Below are 20,232 nucleotides of genomic sequence, written 5' to 3' on the forward strand. Positions count from 1 at the left end.
CTATTGCCAAAAGGTATCTATTGTTACAAATACCGTCGTATTAATCAATGAAATATCTAAAGGTTTTAGTGGCTCCAAATAGAGCGTATCGTAATCTCTAGGACGATTATAGATATTTGCCAATATTTTCGCTTTTTCTAGATCAACTGGCTGCGCTGGCTCTATTTTAATGATCCTTGCCTGAAAAACTTGTTCATCTTGTGTGCGTACATCTGCTATATAGCCAACTTTAACTTTTTTAAAAAACTTATGTTCCATTTTTGCTACAATATATGGAAGTGTATCTTTGTGTAAAACCGTAATAATGGGTTCTGCAGTATTTCGAAACTCATTTTCCAAAACATTGACTTTTAAAACTGTCCCACTTAAAGGAGAAACTATCGGTTGCATCTCTCCGTCAATAAACCTAGCTATAGCAATAGTTTCGTTTATATCTATATTGTCTCCTTTTTGCAAATCCCTCGTAAAATGGATATAGGAAAGAAAAGGAGCACGTATAACGGTAATGTTCCCATCTACAAAAGCATTAGTAGTTTGCACGACAAAAGTGCGGTTGTATGCTATATAGCCCAAAAAAGAGAGTAAAATAAAGATAACTGTATAAATCAAAATCAGTATTTTATCTGCTCTTTTTCTGTTAAGTTTCTTCTCCTCCTTTTTAGGATATGTTATCTGTCTTGTAACCGCATAAAGAATATCCTCTTTAGTAATAATATCACCGTTAATATATGCTGTGATAATTTGATTTAAAATTGAGATTTGATAATCCTCTAGATTATGAAATTTTGCTCCTAATAAAGGATAGTGTTCTCCCACAGGCTTTTTACCTGTACAGATAAAATCTAAATTGAGATTGTCTATAACAGTTTCAAAGGTGTCGTACTTAAAAATCATTTTTCCTTTGCGAGACGGCTTTTGACAAAACTCCTTTGGAGCATTTTTTATGGCAAGTCCACCTAACGACCAGTTGTCAACTATATAGATTTTTCCGTCTATTTCAACTTTTGCCGGAATTCTATAACGAGCAAACTGCCTTGTCACCTCAGCCTCGTGCATAATCTGTTTTGCCAATTTCTCTTTTTTTTCGGTGTTCATGTCAACACATCCTTTATGAAGTGAAGATATAGCCAGATATCGTCAAAACTAAGTATCTGAACTAAAAAAGCTATAGTGATCAAGAATAACAGCATTTTGATAACAAGAGTTCCGTTTGAACTCACTCGATAATACCACTCTATATAAGCCTCTTTACTTTTTAGTTTTGTTTTTTGTCTCGTCCAAGACTGTTTATATAGATGCTCCCATATATAGATCTTCGTTAGCGAACCTATAAGCTGATGATAATAAAGCAAAAGCGGCCACATTGGATGTATGTCTCTTCTTGTTATTCTATAAACAAAAATCATAATCAAACGAGAAAAGAGTATCCACCATATATAGGCAAAAAGTATATATATTCCCCAATGAACTGCTCCTATAAGTGCAAGAAAAAAGCCATAAGGTGTCATCCATTTGGTAATCCTTTGATCAACAATAGCATACCATGGAAAATTTCCGATACGTTCTCTTATATTCTTGATTTTTAACTGCTTGAGATTTGTTCTATATTGATTTCCAAACCAACGTACCATTAATTGCAATGAACCTATAAAAAAATTTTTATGTACTAATTCATCGATTGTATGTACCATAACATCAGGTACATATGTAAGATGCCAACCATCTTTCATAACATAGTATAGACTCGATTTATCGTCGCCGGTTAAAAACTCAAAAGTTCCCAACCGCCAATGATGCACATAGTCAAGTTGTACTGTTTTAACAAAAGCAGCCTTTGCTACGATATTTGCCCTAATCATAGACATACGTCCAGTCAAAGTCAAGATCCTATCCGCTAGCGCAACAGAGCACATAGAGATATTGCGTTGTGCCATCCTAAGTCGATACCAGTTAAGATAAAGATATTCCGACACTGTTTTTGGGGGAGTAAGAAGTATAGAGTCTTCATCTGTAGTAAGTCCCCCCAGATTTGGCTCTAATCCAAATAGTCTAGCACATTTGCGAAAAGTCCCTGGAGTAACAATAGAATCGCCATCTATTACAGCTACAACACTTCTATTTAAATTTACTTGGGGCGTATTAGCGACAACTCTGTATCCGGCAGCCAAAGCATCTCTTTTCCCTGTCCCTTTAATCCGTACAATAACAAGCTTTATCCTCTCTGGAGGTTCAAGTTCTAAAAAAATCCTTCTTACAAGACGCTCTTCCGAAATCTCCACAAGGGAAGCTATAATAGTAGTATTATATCCAGAAGCAATTGCGTCTTTAATAGCTTCACGATAAACTTTTACGGTTATGCTAGTTGCAATTTTGTATGTGGTAATAAGAACAAAAAGATGATCTGGATCGATCTCCTCTCCAGCCTCCTCCTCTTTTTTTCTCATTTTTCTAAACTTTGATGTTATATATCGATATGCTCGAATATTATTTAAAAAAAACCAGCTATAGCGATATGCACCAACTACTCCCAATATAAAAATAAGCTGCTTTTGATAAGGATCAAAAAGTTCGCCTGGTAAAGCAAGAGCATAAAGAACAACTACTATGATATAAAAAAGAAAAAAGATAAAGTTGTTGTTGACGCTCTCTTGATACATACTCACCCTTACCAACAGATTCCTTGATAGTTTTCTTTACTTTTTTTATCAACAATTCTCATAAGATCAACAATATATTTGTGAAAATATCTATTGGGTATATCTCGAAACTCCTTAGAGTTATTACCTAAAATTATTATATCAGCTTTTTCTATTGTTTCTTCTAAATTTTCATTAAGTCTTATATTGATATGTTGCAAATCACTCTCCAAAACCGTTTTCAATGCTCCCTCTTTTTTTGCTAGTAAAACGTTTTTATCATAAATGCTCAATTCATACCCTTTTCCTATCAACATCTCAGCAAGCGCTAATTGCGGAGATTCGCGCAAATCATCTGTGTCAGCTTTAAAGCTTATTCCCAAAAATGCGACTTTTTTGGAGGGCAAAGGTTGAATAAAATCGAGATAAACTCTTTTTATCTGCCACTCATTACTTGGCATAATATGTTCCATCATCGGGATAGTTATATCTAACTCCTTGGCTTTATATGTGATCGCTCTTAAGTCTTTCGGTAAACATGAGCCTCCAAAAGCAAATCCGGGTTTGAGATAATATGAAGAGATATTTAGTTTTCTGTCTTCACAAAAAATTCGCATAACTTCATGGGAATCGATTTCTAATTCTTTGCAAATCATCCCTATTTCATTGGCAAATGTTATTTTAGCCGCGTGCCAACTATTGGAAGCATATTTGATCATCTCAGCCACTTCTATTTGGGTTTCAAATAAAGGAGCGTCTAAAAAAGAGTAAAGTTGTTTGAAGATTTCAAAAACTTTTAAGTCTTCTGCACCGACAACGGTAAATGGAGGGTGATAAAAATCCTCTATTGCCGAACTTTCACGTAAAAATTCAGGATTAGAAGCATATCCAAAATCTACGCCATGTTTTTTTCCAGAAATCTTTTCAATTAAAGAGATAACTACATCTTTGCCGGTTTTTGGCAAGACAGTACTACGCATAGTGACAACATGATAACTATTTTTGCTTTGTAGCTCTTTTCCTATAGCTACGGCGGTATCTTGAATATAGCGTAAATCCAAAGAGCCATTTTTTTGACTCGGTGTTCCTACGGCAATTATCGTAAGATCACTATTGGCGATAGCATAATGTAAATCGGTAGTAGCTTTTAGTCTGTTTGCCTCTACGCCCTCTTTTATAAGCTCTCCCAACCCTTTTTCTACAATAGGAGATTTTCCTTTGTTGATAAGTTCTACCTTTACGCTATCTACATCAACTCCAATAACAGTATGTCCCTCTTTGGCAAACGCAGCTGAACAGACACTGCCTACATATCCCAAACCGATCACACTTATTCGCATCTATTTTTCCCCTTTTTTAAAAAATCTAAAACTCTTTTAACAAAAGATAACTTCTGTTCAACAACAATAAAACTAACATTGTCAGAGAGTTTTTTTCTTTTTTTGATTCTTTCAAATATTTTTAAAATATTTGAGCTCATAACTATCTCTTGAATTTCGTTTTCAAATTCTCTCCAAAATCCATCGGAACAAATCAGCAATTTCTCACCTTTTTCTATAGCTGTTGACGAAAAAAAAATTTCAAACTCCTCTATACCAATACCTCCCGATATTGACGAAGTAAGAATATTGCTATTTTGATGTTTTAATCCTATCGACTGTAGTTCATTGACTAATGTATGATCTTTTGTCAATACTTCTATATTTTGTGGAGAAACTTTATACACTCGACAATCTCCTACATTAAATATCAAAGCTTCATTTTTTTTCCAAACAATACCTGCTAAAGCTGTTGCTAGAGAAATAATCTCTTTGGCAGCTATCTCCTCTAGTTCTCTCTTTGCCTCTATCAATGTTGCAACAATCATTTGCCTATTACTAGGCTTTTTTTGTTTTAAACATTCTAACACTGTTCGCGCTGCTTTCATTCCAGCTTTATGTCCTCCTAATCCATCTGCTACTACAGTCAAGAAGTGATCATTTTTTATCTCTTTTTGTGAACATTTTTGGACAATCTCATCATCGATTAAAAGCAAATCTTCGTTTTTTCTACGAACACTTCCTAATTCACAGCAGTAAGAAACATATAACACTTTCTATCCTTAAAAGAGTTTTGCCAAAATTTTACCAACAATAAAGCCAAATTTACGATAACGTTTAGCTTTAGAAACAGAAATATCTGCAGCTTTCCACTCTTTAGCCTCTTCAATATCAAAACCGGCCTTCTTCCACTCTCTAGCCTCTTCCAAACTAAATCCTTGGTCTATCCAAGCTAAAAGTTCATCAATACTAAAACCATCATCCACTAAGTTTTTGGCAACATTTGGCAAGAACCCTATATTTTTCCACTCCAAAACTGATCTAACATCAAACCCGTACTCAATCCACTTTTTTGCTTCATTGGGCAAAAAACCCTCTTTTTTCCACCTAATAGCTTTTTGCGATTCAAAACCTAACTCATGCCACCTTTTTGCTTCTTGCAACGAAAAACCTTTTGTAAACCAACTTAAAAACTCTTTAACCCTAAAACCCTCCTCTTTTATTTTTTGAATTACATCAAAAAGATTAGATGACCAAACCTGTAATTTGCCATTAAGTCCTCCGGCAACAAGAAGGTCTCCTTTTGGATTATAAGCTAACGACAACATAGCGTCTCTATTCAAAGTAATAGAGCTGATCTTTTTTTGCTCATAAAGATTCCAAAGCTCAATAGTTTTGCCTTGTTGAATAGCCAAAACACCATCTTGCATCGGAACAGTTTTCATAAACTCTGTATAATCAAAATTATCGGAAAGTTCAGTAACTTTAGACCTATTTTCTATATCCCAAATGGTTATATCTCCCTCTTCACCAGCAACAGCAACAACCGTACCGCTTGGATTAAAAGCAACAGATTTGATACTTGTATTATGCTGAAAAAGAGTAATTTTCTCTTTACTTTGATAATCCCACAATATAACACTCCCATCTTCAGAACCACTAGCCAAAATGTTTTTTAATGGATGAAAAGTGACCATCCGTACACTAGCCTTATGTTCATCAAAAAAAGCTTTTGCCTCTTTTGTACGAAGCTCCCAAACTATAACATTACCACCCTCTGTTCCACAGGCAAGCAAAGTACCGTTGTGATTAAAATCAATACTATTAATATAGCTTTTGCTATCTTTTAAGACGTAAAATGTCTGTTTTGTTTCTATGTTCCATAGGCGTATCTGCATGTCCCAACTACCGCTAGCGAGTATATTTTCAACTGGACTAAAAGCTACGCACGTTACATAACTTTGATGTCCTTCCAATCTTGCAAGATGCTTTTTTGACGACACATCCCAAAGAGATACTGTTTTATCCTTGCTTGCACTTGCTAAGATCTCACCATCTTTGCTAAATGCAACAGATTGAACACAATCTGTATGCAATTCCAAAATAGCAAACTCTTGATCAGCTTTCTCGCTTAATAATCTAATCGTATAGTCATTGCCGCCGCAAGCAAGCATATCCCCTTGAGGACTGTATCTTATACTTTTAATGGCTCCATTTAGAACTTTTTTATTCTCTAAAAGAGTATAAAAACCTCTCTTTAACTGCTTAATTTCATCAAAAACCAAACCCTCTTTTTGTGCGATTTTAGCTTCTTCAGGTTTTACATTTATCTCTTTTTTAAATAAAAGAGCTTCATGCAACCGAAAACCGGCATCTCTCCACTCTTTTGCTTCTTCTAGATCAAACCCTGCTTCTTGCCAGTTTCTAGCGCTTGTCTCATCGAAATTCTCCAAACCTATTTGCTTACTATTTTGTACCTGGTAATTTTCTCTTTTATTTAAAAATCGATCTATCTCTTCTGCACCCCAACGCTTAGAGCTATCTTTTTGGAGAAGTCCTTCAAGAACCTCTTTAATATCTTGTTCGCTTGTTTCGATAGGTATGGGCTCATGTCCAGCTATCTTAGATAGCAAGCTATTAAATTCAACTCCTTCAAAAGGTTCTTTGCCAAAATATAACAGATATAAGATCATTCCAAGTGACCAGTAATCACTCTTTTTGTTATATTCGTTTGAGAAAGTTTCTGGAGCAGAGTATTTATATGTACCTTTAAAATTTTTAGTAAAAACAGTTGACTCCTCAATACTTTTAGCAATACCAAAATCGCAAAGTACTACTTCAAACCAATCTCTAAGAAGAATATTGGATGGTTTCAGATCTCGGTGATAAATATTGTGACTGTGCAAAACTTTTAAAGCTTCGTTTACCTGTTTTAGAAAATCATAGAAGATCTCTTTTGAAGCAAAACGATCTTTATACTCTTTATTGTGTAAAAGTTCTGAAATACTACCTAGTTTACAATATTCATATATTTCAAAAAAACTTCCTTGCGTCTCTCCAAAATCTATAAGTCTAACCAGATGCTGAGGATGCTCTACGGTAAGTTGTTTGATATTTTTTACTAAATCAAGATCTGGAAAGATATCTTTGCGATATATTTTAAGCACATACTGGGTATCATCTTTTTGTACCAAATATGTATCAGACTCTCCCCCTAAAAAAAGATGTTTTATGATCTCATACCCCTCTATTTGCCGGGGAGTATGTACTAGAGACTCAGCTCTTGCCATAACTATCGTCTTATTAACAGTTTGCCCATCTATAGATGGCTCTTTTTCTGTTTTATCGCAAATATAATTTTCTTTGATCGTTTTATCACTCTCTAAACCATACTGCACCGTCAAAAAGATTTTCTGCGATAAGGAAATAACGTCATTATGTTTTAAAAGAAAATGTTTGTTGGGAGATAGCTTTTGAGCGTTTAGATAAGTCCCGTTAGTACTTCCTAGATCTTGAATGTACCATTGATCATTTTTTTTAAAAATCTTTGCATGTCTTCTTGAGATAGCTTTATCCACAAAGTAAGATTTCGCGATCCCTTCTCTTCCTAAAATAGTAGGTTTAATTATTGTAATAGTAAATCCGTCTCCAAACAATACCAAAGGGATCTCAACTAATTCATCTTCAGTTAAAGAGACGGAAGAGATGTCGGTTGAACAATTTTTACACAAAAGAGAATTTGGCTCATTTTTTGTTTTACAAACAGGACAGATTTTATACGCCATACCCTTCCTTACGTCATATAACCGCTTAATCGCCATCGGCTATCTTGTAATTCTATCTTTTCTATTAATATAGTTTGACCACCTTTTATATCCAATCGCAAGAATAGATCTGATAAAGGATTAATAAAGATATTTTGCAAACATTTTTCGATCTTTATCATATCTAAAGAGTTGCAATGTTTAATACACTCCTCTTCAATTCTCTTTCTAGATATATCATTCATCATTATCGTAATTTTTTGGAAACTTTTTATATTCTCTATAGTTTTATCGATCATTTTTTGGATCCACCATTTTATATCCTCTTCCTTAAGCAAATCAAATATTATTAATTGAAGATTGTCAAGAAGAGATTTTTGGAATTTTTGCTCTAAAATTCGAAATACTTCATTATGATAGTCTTTTTTGTTATCATTAGAAAATGATTCATCATCGAACAATAAAGATGTATTTGTCGTTAATATAATAACCGCTTCGCCAAAATAGAGTATCTCTTGCTCATCGATATTCACTTTTCCTTTTGTAACAATTTGATTAATAAAGTCAAGTATATCAGAAGGAGCAGCATCGAAATTTTCAAACATCACAATACTGTTGGGATTTTCTTGAATAATTCTTATAAGCTTTGATTCTGTTAGCAGTAATCTATCAAGAGCCTTATCTTTGTTTATATACTCTAAAAGATCAAAATGAAAAAAGAGAGATTCTGTTTGAAAAAGATTTTTTGCCAAACTTTGTCCTAGTTTTTTGTGTATCTGTTCATATGGTCCTGCAAACAAAAGTGTAAGACGAGGTCTGTCTATGTTTTCTGGATTTTCTAATCGATTGAGATTGAAATAAGCACTTTGAATGGCCTTAACTATCTTTTCTATTGCTTTTTCTTGACCAAAAATCTCTTTGTTCAATTTTTCTTGCAATTTCATCAGTTGTTTTTTTCCTATTTTACTCCATAAAATTTCTGAAGAGCCAATCTTATATTCTTGAATTGCTTCAAAAATCTTATTTATTTTAGAACGTTTTTGTTTTGCAAGAATAAAGCTATGCAAAATATCTTTACCATAAAAAGAGTTTGTATAAAGAGATAAAAGTTCTAAAAGCTCATTTTGTCTCTCTGGCAATAATGTCTTATACTCTTCAAAAGTAACTATAATCGACTGGATAATCTTTTTTCTAGTTTCGATATCGGGCTTTGGGATAGAAATGGTTCTGATTTTGCTATTGTTGTAGTATAAAGGAAAATCTTTACTTTTGTCTAAAATATAAATTAAAAGATTAAATCTTGATATGTCTCCAACTTTAATCGGATAAGCGTTAAGAGAGTATCGAAAAAAGGTATATAAAAACTTATCTATCTCTTCTTGTGGATATAGTTCTTTAATTCGAGAGCAATGGTTAACTATAAGAGCGCTATTTGTATCGTTTGCTTGCAGAAGATTTTCGACTTTCCAGATAGCCTCGGCTAAAGAGTTAGTTTGTATCATATCTTTATTGTCAAAATCTATACCTAAGACTTGTAACTGTTCTTTATCACCGCTTAAAAGTGAAAAACCAAATAAAGGCTCAAACATAACAATATTCTCATACCCTTCTTGACTTAAAATAGTAGCCAGATAGTTTGGTAAAGACAGGGTAGTATAACCGTATTTTTCATCATAATAGGGATAAAAATCATATATATTTCCATCAATCAAAAATTGTTGGTGAACTGAAGTAAAAGCAAGAAGTTCTTTTGCCCAATTTGGAAGATTTTCTTTTTTAACCATTATCCACCTTTGATTTTTCGATCCTGCCGTAATCATCGGCATATCGAATGATATCATCTTCATCCAAATACTCTCCTACCTGAACTTCAACAATTTCAAGCGCTACTTTCCCAGGATTAGAGAGTCTATGTTTTGCTCCTATAGGAATATATATTGATTCATTGCTTCTAAGCAAAAATTCCTTATCGTCAATTTGTACCAAAGCTGTCCCTTTAACTACAATCCAGTGTTCGCTCCTGTGAAGATGTTTTTGTAAAGAGAGGCGCTTACCTGGTCTAACCACCAACGTTTTTACTTTAAATCGTTTATCTTCGTGAAGATTGGTAAATTTTCCCCAAGGCTTGTAAACTGTCCTTCCGTAACGAACTAACTCTGGATTTTTTTCTTTTAATTTTTTTACAATTTCACGAACCTTTTGAGAAGAACCCTTTTTCCCTATCAAAAGAGCAGAAGGAGTATCTACTATTATCAAATCGTTTACCTCGTTTAAAGCTATAGTTTTGTAACGCCCAAATATAAAGTTATTATGAGAGTTATAAGAGATAAGATTTTTTTGTTTAGTATTTTGATCTTCATCCTTCTCAAAAACTTCGTCTAAACTATCGAAACTACCAATATCGTTCCATTCGATAACACTTTTTACTACTTTGATATTTGAGCTTTTTTCCATAACCGCATAATCTACACTAATATCTGGTATATCAATCATATTGTCACTTTTCAATCTAATAAAATCATCTTTTTGAACATTTTCAAAAGCCGCTTTCGACTTTTCATAAATTTCAGGAGCATGTCGTTGTAACTCTTCTAAATAAAGAGAGGCTTTAAACATAAACATACCAGAGTTCCATAAAAACATCGATGTACTTTTTGGATCGCTATTGGCTTGTAGATAATTTTTTGCGGTTTGCAAATCAGGTTTTTCTTTAAAACTTTTAACGTCTAAAACAGTAGCCTCATCTTTGCTTACTTGTATGTATCCATATCCGGTCTCAGGCTTAATAGGTATTATGCCAAAGGTAACCAAAGAGCCTTTTTTTGCTGCTTCAAGACCATATTTAATCATCTTTGCATAATTATGATCGGCTTTTATTAAATGATCGCTTGGAGTAACAAATAAAATATCTTCTTCTGCTAAAAATGCACCAAAAGCGATAGCAGCCGCAGTGTTACGTCCAATAGCTTCCACTACAAAATACGGATGACATCTATTTAGATGTAACTCTTGTGTTTGATCTTGAGCAAGAAAATATTGAGCCGCATTAGAAACCACAATCGTCTTATCGCTAAAGGGTCTATTACGTAAAAGGGTTAATTGATAAAGCGATCTGTTTTCAAACATTTTTAAAAACTGTTTAGGCATATTTTCTCTACTAATTGGCCAAAGTCTTGTTCCACTACCTCCACATAAGATAATATTCGTCATTGTATGCCCTTTTAATCTTTAATATGATTTAGTTTTAATATGATTATGTTAATCTATTTTTAGTTTAAAATTACAATACTAGCCTTAACTCTATAATTATATAACTAAATAGCAAGAAAAAAAATTAAATTAAACTCATTAATAAATAAGAGATAATATTTTTGCGCTAATCTTACTATAGTCATTGAACTTTTTTGATAAAATAAATCTAAAAAGCATGTTCGATGTCAATTAACAAAGACTTTTTAAAAATTCTTTTGTTTTTTCCGCTTTTAATAATAAACCTTATTTCTTTATCTCTTTTTTCATCGACTTCAAACCTTCTAGAAGAAGCGTTGAAAAAAAAAGAGTTCCTATCAAAAGATAATGTCATAATAACAAATCCTTGCACTAAAAAAAACAGATCTTGTAATACTCCAACGCTTAATACTAACAAAAGCTACGAACTTGATCTACTAGTTCCTCAAAAAAAGATAGCAGAACCGATACATCCTTTAAACAAAAGTATGAGAAAGTTTAAAAAAATGCAAAAAGAAGTTGAAAAAGAGATTAGTAAAGATATAAAAAGGCTCTTTTTTATACCCAAAAAGATAAAGGTTAAATCCCATCTAAAAAAAGACAAAATATATACAAGGTTTATTTATTATCTTGAAGATTGATTTTTGAAGCAAATCTAGTCCCCAGTCATAGGACTGAAGACTATTTGTTATTGATTTAAAAGTTTTTCAACTCTATTTATAACATTTTCTATAGTAAAACCGTACTCTTTAAATATCACATCCGCTTTACCGCTAGCTCCAAATCTGTTTTCAATTGCCAAAACATCATCTGCAAATCTATACCATTCCATACCTGCTGCTGCTTCTATTGCTAAAACTTTCGTTGAAGGATCAATTACGGCTTTTTGATACTCATTTGATTGTTCTAAAAAGAGCTCCATACAAGGCATACTTACTATATTTGCGTTTATTCCTCTCTCTTCGAGATGACACCCCGCCTGCAAAGCAAGCATTACTTCGCTTCCGGTAGCTATAAGAGTAACTGTAGCATTCTCCCTTTTTTTGATGATATAGGCACCTTTGTCTATATCTCCATAGTCTCTGTAAGGTTTTAAGGTTTTAAGTTTTTGACGGCTTAGAACAAACGCACAAGGTTTGTCTAGTTTTAGTGCTACTTTCCAACACTCAACATTTTCACTTGCATCCGCAGGTCTAAATAGATAAAGACCAGGAAGAGCTCTAAACTGGCTTAAATGTTCTATAGGTTGATGTGTAGGTCCATCTTCACCTACACCTATACTATCATGTGTCCAGATAAAAAAGTTTTTCAATTTTGAAAGGGATGCAATTCTTACAGCAGGTTTTTGATAATCGCTAAAAACAAAAAAGGTAGCGTTAAAAGGAATTAACAGTCCATAAGCGGCCATACCGTTGGCTATAGCACCCATAGCGTGCTCTCTAATACCGAAATGAAAATTTTTCCCTTTTGGAAAATCTCCCATATTGTTAAGATATGTCTTGTTCGATGGAGCCAAATCCGCACTTCCACCCACAAATCCAGGTAGTGCTTTAGCAATAGCATTTAAAATCTTACCGTTGCTCTCTCTGGTTGCCACCATAGAACCTGCTTCAAACTCAGGCCATTCGATCGAATCAAAATTAGGATTTTTCAAAATCTCAAGAAGTTCATTTTGTTCTTTGTATGGAAGTTCTAAAAGAAGCTTTTTCCACTCTTTTTCTAAAAGTTCTCCTTTTTCTACTGCACATCTAAATCTTACCAATACATCTTCAGGAACAAAAAACTTCTTATCAGGATCAAACCCGGCTCGCTCTTTTGAGCATCTTATCTCATCTTCTCCTAGAGGGGCTCCGTGAGAGTGAGGATCTCCTTCAAAGTTACAAGCACCCTTAGCAATCACAGTATTTGCTATGATAAGCACAGGTTTTTTTCTATTTTTTGCCCAATTAAGAGCCGCATCTATATCATCATAATTATGGCCATCTATCTCTATAACATCCCAGTTTTGAGCTTCAAATCTAACTTTTACGTTTTCATTCCACGCTATAGAAGTATCTCCTTCTATAGTTATTTGATTGCTATCATATATAAGAATGAGATTGTTTAGTTCAAATCTTCCGGCCAACGAACAAGCTTCATAACTAATACCCTCTTCAAGATCTCCATCGCCACAAAGACAATAAACTTTATGGTCAATTACTTTTGCGGTCTCACTGTTTAGTATATTTTGAAGATATTTTTGGGCCATTGCCATACCCACTGCGTTAGCAACACCTTGTCCAAGAGGTCCTGTTGTTATTTCAACGCCCGGAGTATGTCCATATTCTGGGTGACCTGGAGTTTTAGAGCCGTACTGTCTAAACTCTTTTAAATCCTCTATACTTAAATCGTATCCCCAAAGATACAATAAAGAATAAATTAGGCCTGTTGCATGTCCGCCGCTAAATACAAGTCTGTCTCGATTTAGCCATTTAGGATTTTTAGGATTATGTTTTAAATGCTCACTTAAAACTACCGCAATGTCTGCTAATCCCAAAGGAGCACCTGGATGTCCGCTATTGGCTTCTTGAATCATATCCAAAGCCAAAAATCTTATAGTGTCGGCCATTTTTTTTCTTATCTGGTTATCCATGTCTACCTCTTTTTTGATTCGAATTTTATTTCAATTTTTATAAAAATGTATTTAACCAATATTAACACTTGTGTCTATAGAGATATTTTTGTAAAAGGGATTTAAGAGCATTTTTAAGGTTTTCATCAAAACTATCAAGGTTTAGTTCTAATTTTTTTGCTAGTTCATCAGCCTCTTTTAAAGCTCCTTCAACCCCTAAAAGATTTACAAAACTATTTTTGTGTTCGTCGTTATTTGTGGTTTTTCCCGCCTCTTTTTCATCTGCTAAAACATCTATCAAATCATCTTGAATCTGAAACAGAAGTCCCAAATCTATACCAAACTTATAGAGTTCATCTTTTGTTTTTTCATCCATATCAACTATAATAGCTCCTATTTTCAAACTTGATGCAATAAGCTTTGCAGTTTTGTGTATATGCAAAAATTTTAGCTGTTCTAAATCCAATGGTCTGTTTTCAAAATGGCAGTCACACGCTTGTCCTAAAACCATCCCAAAGATTCCGCCATTTAAAGATAGCTCTTTTATAACCTCGATTTTCACATCATTAGAAAGAGGAGCATTCGCTATAAGAAAAAAAGAGTGAGTGTTTAAAGCATCTCCTATTAGTATAGCCGTTGTTTCGTCATATTTTTTATGAAGCGTCTCAAAACCCCGTCTTAGATCTGCGTTGTCCATAGCAGGAAGATCATCGTGGATTAGCGAGTATGTATGAAGATACTCTATTGCCGCCGCAACTGGCATAGCGTTATTTAGAAGAAGTGGCTCATATACACTTACTACCGTTAAAAGAAGAAGCGGTCTAAATCTTTTGCCGCCGGCATTTAGCATATAATGCAATGAGTCTTCAAAATGGGGATGATAGCTCTCTACACAAGGTAGAGTATTTTGCAGATATTTTTCAAACTCATCTTTTAGATTCATTTAGCTTTACTGTCCAAATGGATTTGTTGAACTCATCAGATTCATAGCCACTCTTTTTTTCTCATCTTCAACCATCTTCAATACGTCATTTATGGCGCTTATTAGAAGTATTTGCATGGAGTCTTTATCTTCCATTAATGAATCATCAATTTCAATATCTACAATTTCACCTTTTCCGTTAGCGCTAACTTTAACAAGCCCGCCACCGCTTTTAGCGGTAAAAATCTTGCTTTCACTCTCTTCTTGAATCTTTTTGGCTTTCTCTTGAATCTCTTCTAAAACTTTCCCTAAATCTCCAAGATTTAGTTTATCGAACATTTTTTTCCTTCTTTTAAGAATTAGTTGAGTGGTAGTTACTTGCTTACTCAACCACTCAACTACTCAACTATATCACATATAATTAAGTATTTCATCTATATCGTTGTTATCATTGACTAAAACTATTGTAGGTTCGTAATTTCCAAGCTCTTCCTCTTTATAAAGAGCGTAAGCTACGATAATAATCTTATCTCCTGGATGCGCTTTTCTTGCTGCAGCACCATTTAGACAAATATCACGTTTACCTCTTTCGCCCTTTATAACATAAGTTGTAAATCTTTCACCGTTATTAATATTCAAAATCTCTACTTTTTGGCCGACTCTAAGTTTTGCAGCTTCAAGTAGTTCCTCATCGATTGTTATAGAGCCAACATAATTTAAGTTGGCATCCGTAACCGTAGCACGATGAATTTTACTAAAAAGCATTTCAATCTGCATTTTATGCTCCACCGCTCATTTTCATCATATCTTCAGCAGAAATTGGCTGATCCCAATACTCTTCAGGGATAAGGAACTCTTTTACCGGATTACCGCCTATAATATGTTCTTCTATAATTCTATCAATTTTTTCCTTATTTAATCCAACATACATATAGTGTCCCGGTTCAACAAGCATAACGGGCCCAAGTTGACATCTGTTTAGGCATCCTGTTCTAACAGGCTGAACAGTCCCTATAATTCCCTTTTCCATTAGTTTTTGAGCAAGATATTGGAAAAGCTGCGCAGATTCAGGATCGTGTTGACTTACACAGCTAGGTTTAGGAAAGCCCGGAGGCGCTGATTGTTCACATTTAAATATATAAAAAGCTGGTTGTGGTATTCCCATTTTATTCTCCTTAATTCATACAATTTTTGTCTGAATTTTAGCAATAAATTTTTAAATTGTAATTAGTAATTGGGGATTTGGAATTAGTAAAGTTTTTTTTAAGCTCTCCAATTCCCAATTCCCAATTCCCAATTCCCAATTCCCGATTCCCAATTCCTAATTCCTAATTCCTAATAACTCTCTTGCAATTTCCCTATCGTCAAAAGATATTTTTTTACCATTTACCTCTTGATAAGTTTCGTCACCTTTTCCCAAAATCAACAATACTTCATCTTCTTTCATATCTTCAATCGCTTTTCTTATTGCCTCTTTTCTGTTTTCTATTAAAATCGCTTTATCTTTTTCCACAACGCCTTCGTAAATCTCTTCCATTATTTTTTTTGGTTTTTCATTTCTTGGATTATCGCTAGTTATATATATTTTTTTACAAAATCTTGATGCAATCTCCCCCATAATCGGTCTTTTTTTTCTATCTCTATCACCACCTGCACCAAATACGCAAACCAGATCTTTTCCGGGGAAAGATTCGAAAACTTTTTTCATCCCATCAGGAGTATGCGCAAAATCTACAATAATGGCTGGTTCGTGGTTTATCACTTCCATTCTTCCACTTACGCCAGCAAAATTTTCTATATTTTCACAAATCTTATCTAACGGTTCATTTTCTAAAATCTTTACAGCTCCAATTGCTGCTGTAAGATTGTATATATTAAAAAGTCCCATTAAACAAGAGTGAAAATCCGCTATCTCATTAGCAAATCTTATTACGGCACTTATTCCTTTCTCAATAGAGTAAGCCATAACTTGAAAAGTCGATGGATTTTCAAGTCCGTATGTATATGCATTTTTTATATTGAATTTTACATAAGAGTCATCTTTGTTGATCAGTTTTGGCGTTTCATCCGCAAAAAATGAATTTTTTGTATCAATATAGTTTTTCATAGTTTTATGAAAATCTAGATGATCTTGAGAAATATTTGTAAAGACTTTCAGTGAAAAATCAATACCTTCCACCCTTTTTTGTGCTATCGCGTGTGAACTTACTTCCATTACAAAATATTCACAATTTTCACTTAAAGCTTGATACATATGTTTTATATTTTTTAAAATCGGTGGAGTGGTTAAAGATTTATCCTCAATTTTCTTATCATCTATAAAAAAACCTCTAGTTCCTTGAAGTGCCGTTTTTTTCCCAAGATCCAAAAGAAGCGAGTAGATAGCGGCCGTTGTAGTTGTTTTTCCGTTTGTACCCGTAACACCTACTACTTTTATTTTTTCTAAACTTAGTTTTTTTATAAGCTCAGATGGTGTAATTATTTTATCTTCATCTATAAAACTATTTTTTAAATATTTTTCGTTTTGATAGGTTTTTAAAAAAAAGAGCCCATTACTCCACTCTTTTGTATTATCCGTAACGATAAATTCTTTAAAATCAACTATCATTATGTAAATCTACCGGTTTTATCTTTTCAAACAGTTCAAAAATTTTACTATCAGAAGGATAAAGCATTGATGCATCTTCCAAATAAGTTAATGCCATTTCATTAAACCCATTGTCAATCAAAGCCTCTAAAAAATCAAAAAAATCTCTTTTATCAGAAATGATTACTTTTGTACTAAACATTATATCTTCAAAAGCTCTTTTAAAACTTCCTCTACTTTTAATAAGCCTTTTAAAATCCTCGTATGAGATTCCTTCCTCCAACTCAATCATATTTTCATTAAAAATATTTGTTATCATATCTATATTACTATCAGTTGTTTCAATCAAATCTTCTATAATTTTTTCTGCTCTTTCATTTTTCTCTTCTTTTAAAATTAAATAATAGTCATATAAGGACAAAGCATCATCATTTCCTTCCATTGCTATATCACTTAAAAGGACGCCTATTTTTGCTTCTTTATTTTGTGGTTCTTGCTTTAATACTAAAGAAAAATAAAAAATAGCCTTTTTATAATCTCCATTTAAAAAGGCTTTATTCGCCTCTTTTAACAACAATTTTTTACTAAAACTTCTTCTCATTTACCTTCTTCACCAATAATTTTTTTTGCTATTTCTTCCCAATTTTCCGCTAAATCTGGTGCTATATTAATAACTTCAATTTCCGGATGTATATCTATTCTTAATTGTCTTTCTACTCCATACTTCAATGTATTTCCGCTAGCACTACAGCCTACGCATGCACCGCCTAGCGATACAAACACTTTTCCCCCTTTTACTCCTAAAAGAGTTATATTACCGCCATCAAGAGCTAGCATAGGTCTAATCTTCTCTATAGACTTTTCAACTGCCGGCATTAGATCTTCATCACTAAAAGGTATCATATAGCTTCTCCTAAAAATATGTTTTAGGAATATATGGAAATTTTACTTAAGGTAAGATTAATTTGGAAGATTAGCGGTATTTTAGTAGTTAAAAAGTAGTCGAGAAGTGGTTAATAAGTTAAAACCACATTTACTCAACTACTTTATTATAATTAAACCAACTCTATAAATGCCATAGGTGCTGCGTCACCTCTTCTTATCCTTGTTCTTACTATTCTAGTATAACCACCTTCTCTATTTTGATAATTAGGCGCTATCTCATTTACAAGTTTTTTAGTCGCTTCTTTATCCTGAAGATAAGCAAACACTTCACGATGAGCGTTAAAATCGCCTTTTTTTGCTTTTGTTATAAGCTTTTCTATATAGCTTCTAAGTGTTTTGGCTTTTGCTACCGTAGTCTCAATTTTTCCGTTCATTATCAATGCAATAGCTAGATTTTTAAGCAAAGCTTTTCTATGAGAGCTTGTTCTCCCTAGTTTTCTATATCCATGTTTATGTCTCATAAACCATCCTTTAAGACTTTATCTTTTCTATTTTCTTTTTTAAAACTTCTAATTCTTTAGCAGAAAGATTTTGCATCTTCTGTGTAATCTCATCTATTTTCTCTTTTATCTCTTCAAGAGATTTTTTTCCGAGATTTTTTATATTTTTTAGCTCATCTTCACTCATTAAAACTAGTTCACCGATATATTCAATACCTGCTCTTTCAAGACAGTTGTGACTTCTAGCGCTTAGGTTTAGAGTATCGATCTTTTGTAAAAGTTTTTTAAGTTCGGCTGAGTTTTCTTCAGAATCATTTTCAGCAATAATCTGAACATTTAATTCGTTATTAAATACGGACATCTGTTTGTACATTACAGATAAGGCATCTTTAAAAGCAGTGATAGGCTCTATTTGTCCATCTGTTTCAATATAAAATACAATCTTTTCAAAATTCGGATTATCTTCTACCAAGACTTTTTCTATATCATAAACCGCTTTTTTCACAGGAGTAAAAAAAGCATCCAATGGAAGATAACCTTCAGGTAATTCATCTCTTATCTCTTCACTAGGCACATAGCCTATACCTTTATGAATAATCAAAGAAAATTGAAGATTCGCATCTTCATTTAATGTTGCTAAAAAGGCATCTGGCGTTACTATCTCTATATCTTCATTCTCTAGATCTTTTCCATAAATCTCTTTTGGGCCGCTAAACTCGTACGTTACCTCTTTTTTATCGCTTTCATCTCTTATTTTAAATCTTATGTTTTTAAGATTTATGATAAAAACAGCCACATCCTCTAACATTCCTCTTATACTATCAAACTCATGAGACACGCCTTCAATCTTTATAGCAACTGGTGAATAACCGATAGAGCTACTAAGAAGAAGTCTTCTTAGAGGATGTGCTAAAGAGATTGCATAACCACTTTCAAACGGATATGCTTCAATTTTTATACTATTTTCTCCAAGTTGTGTAACTTCAACTTCCGAAGGCATAAAAGGTGCTGTTTTGATTTTTTTCATTGCTAACTCTCTCTTTTTGAATTTTTTATAAGGTTGAAGGTTGAAGGTTGAAGGAAATTACTGCTCCTTCCTTCTGCCTTCTACCTATTACTTAGAGTATAGCTCGACTATTAGACGCTCTTCGATTGGGATAGCTATCTCTTCTCTTTCTGGAAGTCTTGTAAATATTCCGAAAACTTTCTCTTTATCAACATCAACCCAAGGAACTATTCCAGTTTGATTAGAAAGTTCAATCGCTCTTTGTATTTGAGGATTATTTTTACTTTTTTCTCTTATCTCAATTTTTTGTCCAGGCTTAACTCTGTAAGAAGGAATATTTACTCTCTTACCGTCAACTAAAACGTGTCCATGATTAACTAATTGTCTTGCAAATCTTCTAGTAGTTGCAAAGCCCATTCTATAAACTACGTTATCTAATCTTCTCTCAAGTAGAATGATAAGATTCTCCCCAGTATTGCCTTCCATTCTACTTGCTTCTTTGAAAAGATTTCTAAACTGTTTTTCGGCTACGCCATACATATATTTAGCTTTTTGTTTCTCTCTAAGCTGCAATCCGTATTCGGAAATTTTCGCTCTTCTTTGTCCATGTTGCCCTGGTGCGTATGGTCTTTTCTCTAATGCGCTCTTACCGGCAAGTCTTCTTTCGCCTTTAAGAGCAAGACTTACACCTAGACGTCTCTCTATTTTTTCAACCGGACCTCTATATCTTGCCATAGTTTCTCCTAATACTTTTTAATTCTCTAAACTTCAGCG

The 20,232-nt window shown here is 33.5% G+C and carries 19 protein-coding genes; 1 reads left to right on the forward strand and 18 read right to left on the reverse strand.

Features of this window, described 5'->3' with window-relative positions:
• From NIL_RS09185 to NIL_RS09215, 7 genes are read right to left on the reverse strand one after another with little or no spacing between them, the layout of a single operon-like run.
• On the reverse strand, positions 1-1,095 hold the full coding sequence (locus tag NIL_RS09185; RefSeq protein ID WP_187647474.1) for an HlyD family secretion protein: 1,095 nt from the start codon (positions 1,093-1,095) through the stop codon (positions 1-3).
• Positions 1,092-2,663 carry a glycosyltransferase gene (locus tag NIL_RS09190; RefSeq protein ID WP_246434488.1) on the reverse strand — a complete coding sequence of 524 codons (1,572 nt, stop codon included), beginning with the start codon at positions 2,661-2,663 and terminating at the stop codon, positions 1,092-1,094. The genes NIL_RS09185 and NIL_RS09190 overlap by 4 nt, the downstream gene beginning before the upstream one ends.
• Positions 2,664-2,665: 2 nt before the next feature.
• Entirely contained in the window at positions 2,666-3,976 is a 1,311-nt protein-coding gene (locus NIL_RS09195; RefSeq protein ID WP_187647475.1) for a nucleotide sugar dehydrogenase, read from the reverse strand.
• Positions 3,967-4,728 carry a PP2C family protein-serine/threonine phosphatase gene (locus NIL_RS09200; protein ID WP_187647476.1) on the reverse strand — a complete coding sequence of 254 codons (762 nt, stop codon included), beginning with the start codon at positions 4,726-4,728 and terminating at the stop codon, positions 3,967-3,969. The genes NIL_RS09195 and NIL_RS09200 overlap by 10 nt, the downstream gene beginning before the upstream one ends.
• 9 nt (positions 4,729-4,737) lie before the next feature.
• Positions 4,738-7,740 (reverse strand): protein kinase domain-containing protein, encoded by a 3,003-nt coding sequence (locus NIL_RS09205; RefSeq protein ID WP_187647477.1) that lies wholly within the window; start codon positions 7,738-7,740, stop codon positions 4,738-4,740.
• 8 nt (positions 7,741-7,748) lie between these two features.
• Complete coding sequence (locus NIL_RS09210) at positions 7,749-9,566, reverse strand: AAA family ATPase (protein ID WP_187647478.1); 1,818 nt, start codon at positions 9,564-9,566, stop codon at positions 7,749-7,751.
• A complete protein-coding gene (locus NIL_RS09215) occupies positions 9,496-10,929 on the reverse strand; it encodes a mannose-1-phosphate guanylyltransferase/mannose-6-phosphate isomerase (protein ID WP_187647479.1) in 1,434 nt (477 codons plus the stop codon). Before NIL_RS09215 ends, NIL_RS09210 begins: the two co-directional genes overlap by 71 nt.
• A 335-nt stretch (positions 10,930-11,264) precedes the next feature.
• Between NIL_RS09215 and NIL_RS09220 the strand changes: the two genes are divergently transcribed.
• Positions 11,265-11,588 (forward strand): hypothetical protein, encoded by a 324-nt coding sequence (locus NIL_RS09220; RefSeq protein WP_187647480.1) that lies wholly within the window; start codon positions 11,265-11,267, stop codon positions 11,586-11,588.
• A 47-nt stretch (positions 11,589-11,635) separates the two neighbouring features.
• Here NIL_RS09220 and tkt read toward each other — a convergent pair whose 3' ends face one another.
• The 11 genes from tkt to rpsD all read right to left on the reverse strand — a co-directional run bounded on the left by tkt (position 11,636) and on the right by rpsD (position 20,193).
• A complete protein-coding gene (tkt, locus tag NIL_RS09225) occupies positions 11,636-13,579 on the reverse strand; it encodes a transketolase (protein WP_187647481.1) in 1,944 nt (647 codons plus the stop codon).
• 61 nt (positions 13,580-13,640) lie between these two features.
• On the reverse strand, positions 13,641-14,501 hold the full coding sequence (locus NIL_RS09230; protein WP_187647482.1) for a polyprenyl synthetase family protein: 861 nt from the start codon (positions 14,499-14,501) through the stop codon (positions 13,641-13,643).
• A 6-nt stretch (positions 14,502-14,507) separates the two neighbouring features.
• Complete coding sequence (locus NIL_RS09235) at positions 14,508-14,819, reverse strand: YbaB/EbfC family nucleoid-associated protein (RefSeq protein WP_187647483.1); 312 nt, start codon at positions 14,817-14,819, stop codon at positions 14,508-14,510.
• 72 nt (positions 14,820-14,891) lie between these two features.
• Positions 14,892-15,257, reverse strand: a complete 366-nt coding sequence (gene panD / locus NIL_RS09240; protein ID WP_187647484.1) for an aspartate 1-decarboxylase — start codon at positions 15,255-15,257, stop codon at positions 14,892-14,894.
• A gap of 1 nt (position 15,258) precedes the next feature.
• Positions 15,259-15,645, reverse strand: a complete 387-nt coding sequence (locus tag NIL_RS09245; protein ID WP_187647485.1) for a (2Fe-2S) ferredoxin domain-containing protein — start codon at positions 15,643-15,645, stop codon at positions 15,259-15,261.
• A 156-nt stretch (positions 15,646-15,801) separates the two neighbouring features.
• Positions 15,802-17,088, reverse strand: coding sequence for a UDP-N-acetylmuramoyl-L-alanyl-D-glutamate--2,6-diaminopimelate ligase (locus NIL_RS09250; RefSeq protein ID WP_187647486.1), 1,287 nt, complete (start codon positions 17,086-17,088; stop codon positions 15,802-15,804).
• Positions 17,078-17,668, reverse strand: a complete 591-nt coding sequence (locus NIL_RS09255; protein WP_197972081.1) for a hypothetical protein — start codon at positions 17,666-17,668, stop codon at positions 17,078-17,080. The genes NIL_RS09250 and NIL_RS09255 overlap by 11 nt, the downstream gene beginning before the upstream one ends.
• A complete protein-coding gene (locus tag NIL_RS09260) occupies positions 17,665-17,970 on the reverse strand; it encodes a NifU family protein (RefSeq protein WP_187647487.1) in 306 nt (101 codons plus the stop codon). Before NIL_RS09260 ends, NIL_RS09255 begins: the two co-directional genes overlap by 4 nt.
• Before the next feature lie 152 nt (positions 17,971-18,122).
• A complete protein-coding gene (rplQ, locus tag NIL_RS09265) occupies positions 18,123-18,473 on the reverse strand; it encodes a 50S ribosomal protein L17 (RefSeq protein ID WP_187647488.1) in 351 nt (116 codons plus the stop codon).
• A gap of 10 nt (positions 18,474-18,483) precedes the next feature.
• Positions 18,484-19,479 carry a DNA-directed RNA polymerase subunit alpha gene (locus tag NIL_RS09270; protein ID WP_187647489.1) on the reverse strand — a complete coding sequence of 332 codons (996 nt, stop codon included), beginning with the start codon at positions 19,477-19,479 and terminating at the stop codon, positions 18,484-18,486.
• Between the two features lie 87 nt (positions 19,480-19,566).
• Positions 19,567-20,193, reverse strand: a complete 627-nt coding sequence (gene rpsD / locus NIL_RS09275; protein WP_187647490.1) for a 30S ribosomal protein S4 — start codon at positions 20,191-20,193, stop codon at positions 19,567-19,569.
• Between the last annotated feature and the right edge of the window lie 39 nt (positions 20,194-20,232).

The organism is Nitrosophilus labii (assembly GCF_014466985.1).
Taxonomy (GTDB): domain Bacteria; phylum Campylobacterota; class Campylobacteria; order Campylobacterales; family Nitratiruptoraceae; genus Nitrosophilus_A; species Nitrosophilus_A labii.

Coding starts and splice junctions, on each gene's coding strand:
- NIL_RS09195 (WP_187647475.1), bottom strand. CDS start 3,976: ATGCGAATAAGTGTGATCGGTTTGGGATATGTAGGCAGTGTCTGTTCA.
- panD (WP_187647484.1), bottom strand. CDS start 15,257: ATGCAGATTGAAATGCTTTTTAGTAAAATTCATCGTGCTACGGTTACG.
- rpsD (WP_187647490.1), bottom strand. CDS start 20,193: ATGGCAAGATATAGAGGTCCGGTTGAAAAAATAGAGAGACGTCTAGGT.
- NIL_RS09255 (WP_197972081.1), bottom strand. CDS start 17,668: ATGAGAAGAAGTTTTAGTAAAAAATTGTTGTTAAAAGAGGCGAATAAA.
- rplQ (WP_187647488.1), bottom strand. CDS start 18,473: ATGAGACATAAACATGGATATAGAAAACTAGGGAGAACAAGCTCTCAT.
- NIL_RS09215 (WP_187647479.1), bottom strand. CDS start 10,929: ATGACGAATATTATCTTATGTGGAGGTAGTGGAACAAGACTTTGGCCA.
- NIL_RS09185 (WP_187647474.1), bottom strand. CDS start 1,095: ATGAACACCGAAAAAAAAGAGAAATTGGCAAAACAGATTATGCACGAG.
- NIL_RS09245 (WP_187647485.1), bottom strand. CDS start 15,645: ATGGGAATACCACAACCAGCTTTTTATATATTTAAATGTGAACAATCA.
- NIL_RS09235 (WP_187647483.1), bottom strand. CDS start 14,819: ATGTTCGATAAACTAAATCTTGGAGATTTAGGGAAAGTTTTAGAAGAG.
- NIL_RS09205 (WP_187647477.1), bottom strand. CDS start 7,740: ATGGCGTATAAAATCTGTCCTGTTTGTAAAACAAAAAATGAGCCAAAT.
- NIL_RS09260 (WP_187647487.1), bottom strand. CDS start 17,970: ATGATACCTTTTAGTGATGAAGATCTAATGCCGGCAGTTGAAAAGTCT.
- NIL_RS09210 (WP_187647478.1), bottom strand. CDS start 9,566: ATGAAGATGATATCATTCGATATGCCGATGATTACGGCAGGATCGAAA.
- NIL_RS09270 (WP_187647489.1), bottom strand. CDS start 19,479: ATGAAAAAAATCAAAACAGCACCTTTTATGCCTTCGGAAGTTGAAGTT.
- tkt (WP_187647481.1), bottom strand. CDS start 13,579: ATGGATAACCAGATAAGAAAAAAAATGGCCGACACTATAAGATTTTTG.
- NIL_RS09250 (WP_187647486.1), bottom strand. CDS start 17,088: ATGATAGTTGATTTTAAAGAATTTATCGTTACGGATAATACAAAAGAG.
- NIL_RS09230 (WP_187647482.1), bottom strand. CDS start 14,501: ATGAATCTAAAAGATGAGTTTGAAAAATATCTGCAAAATACTCTACCT.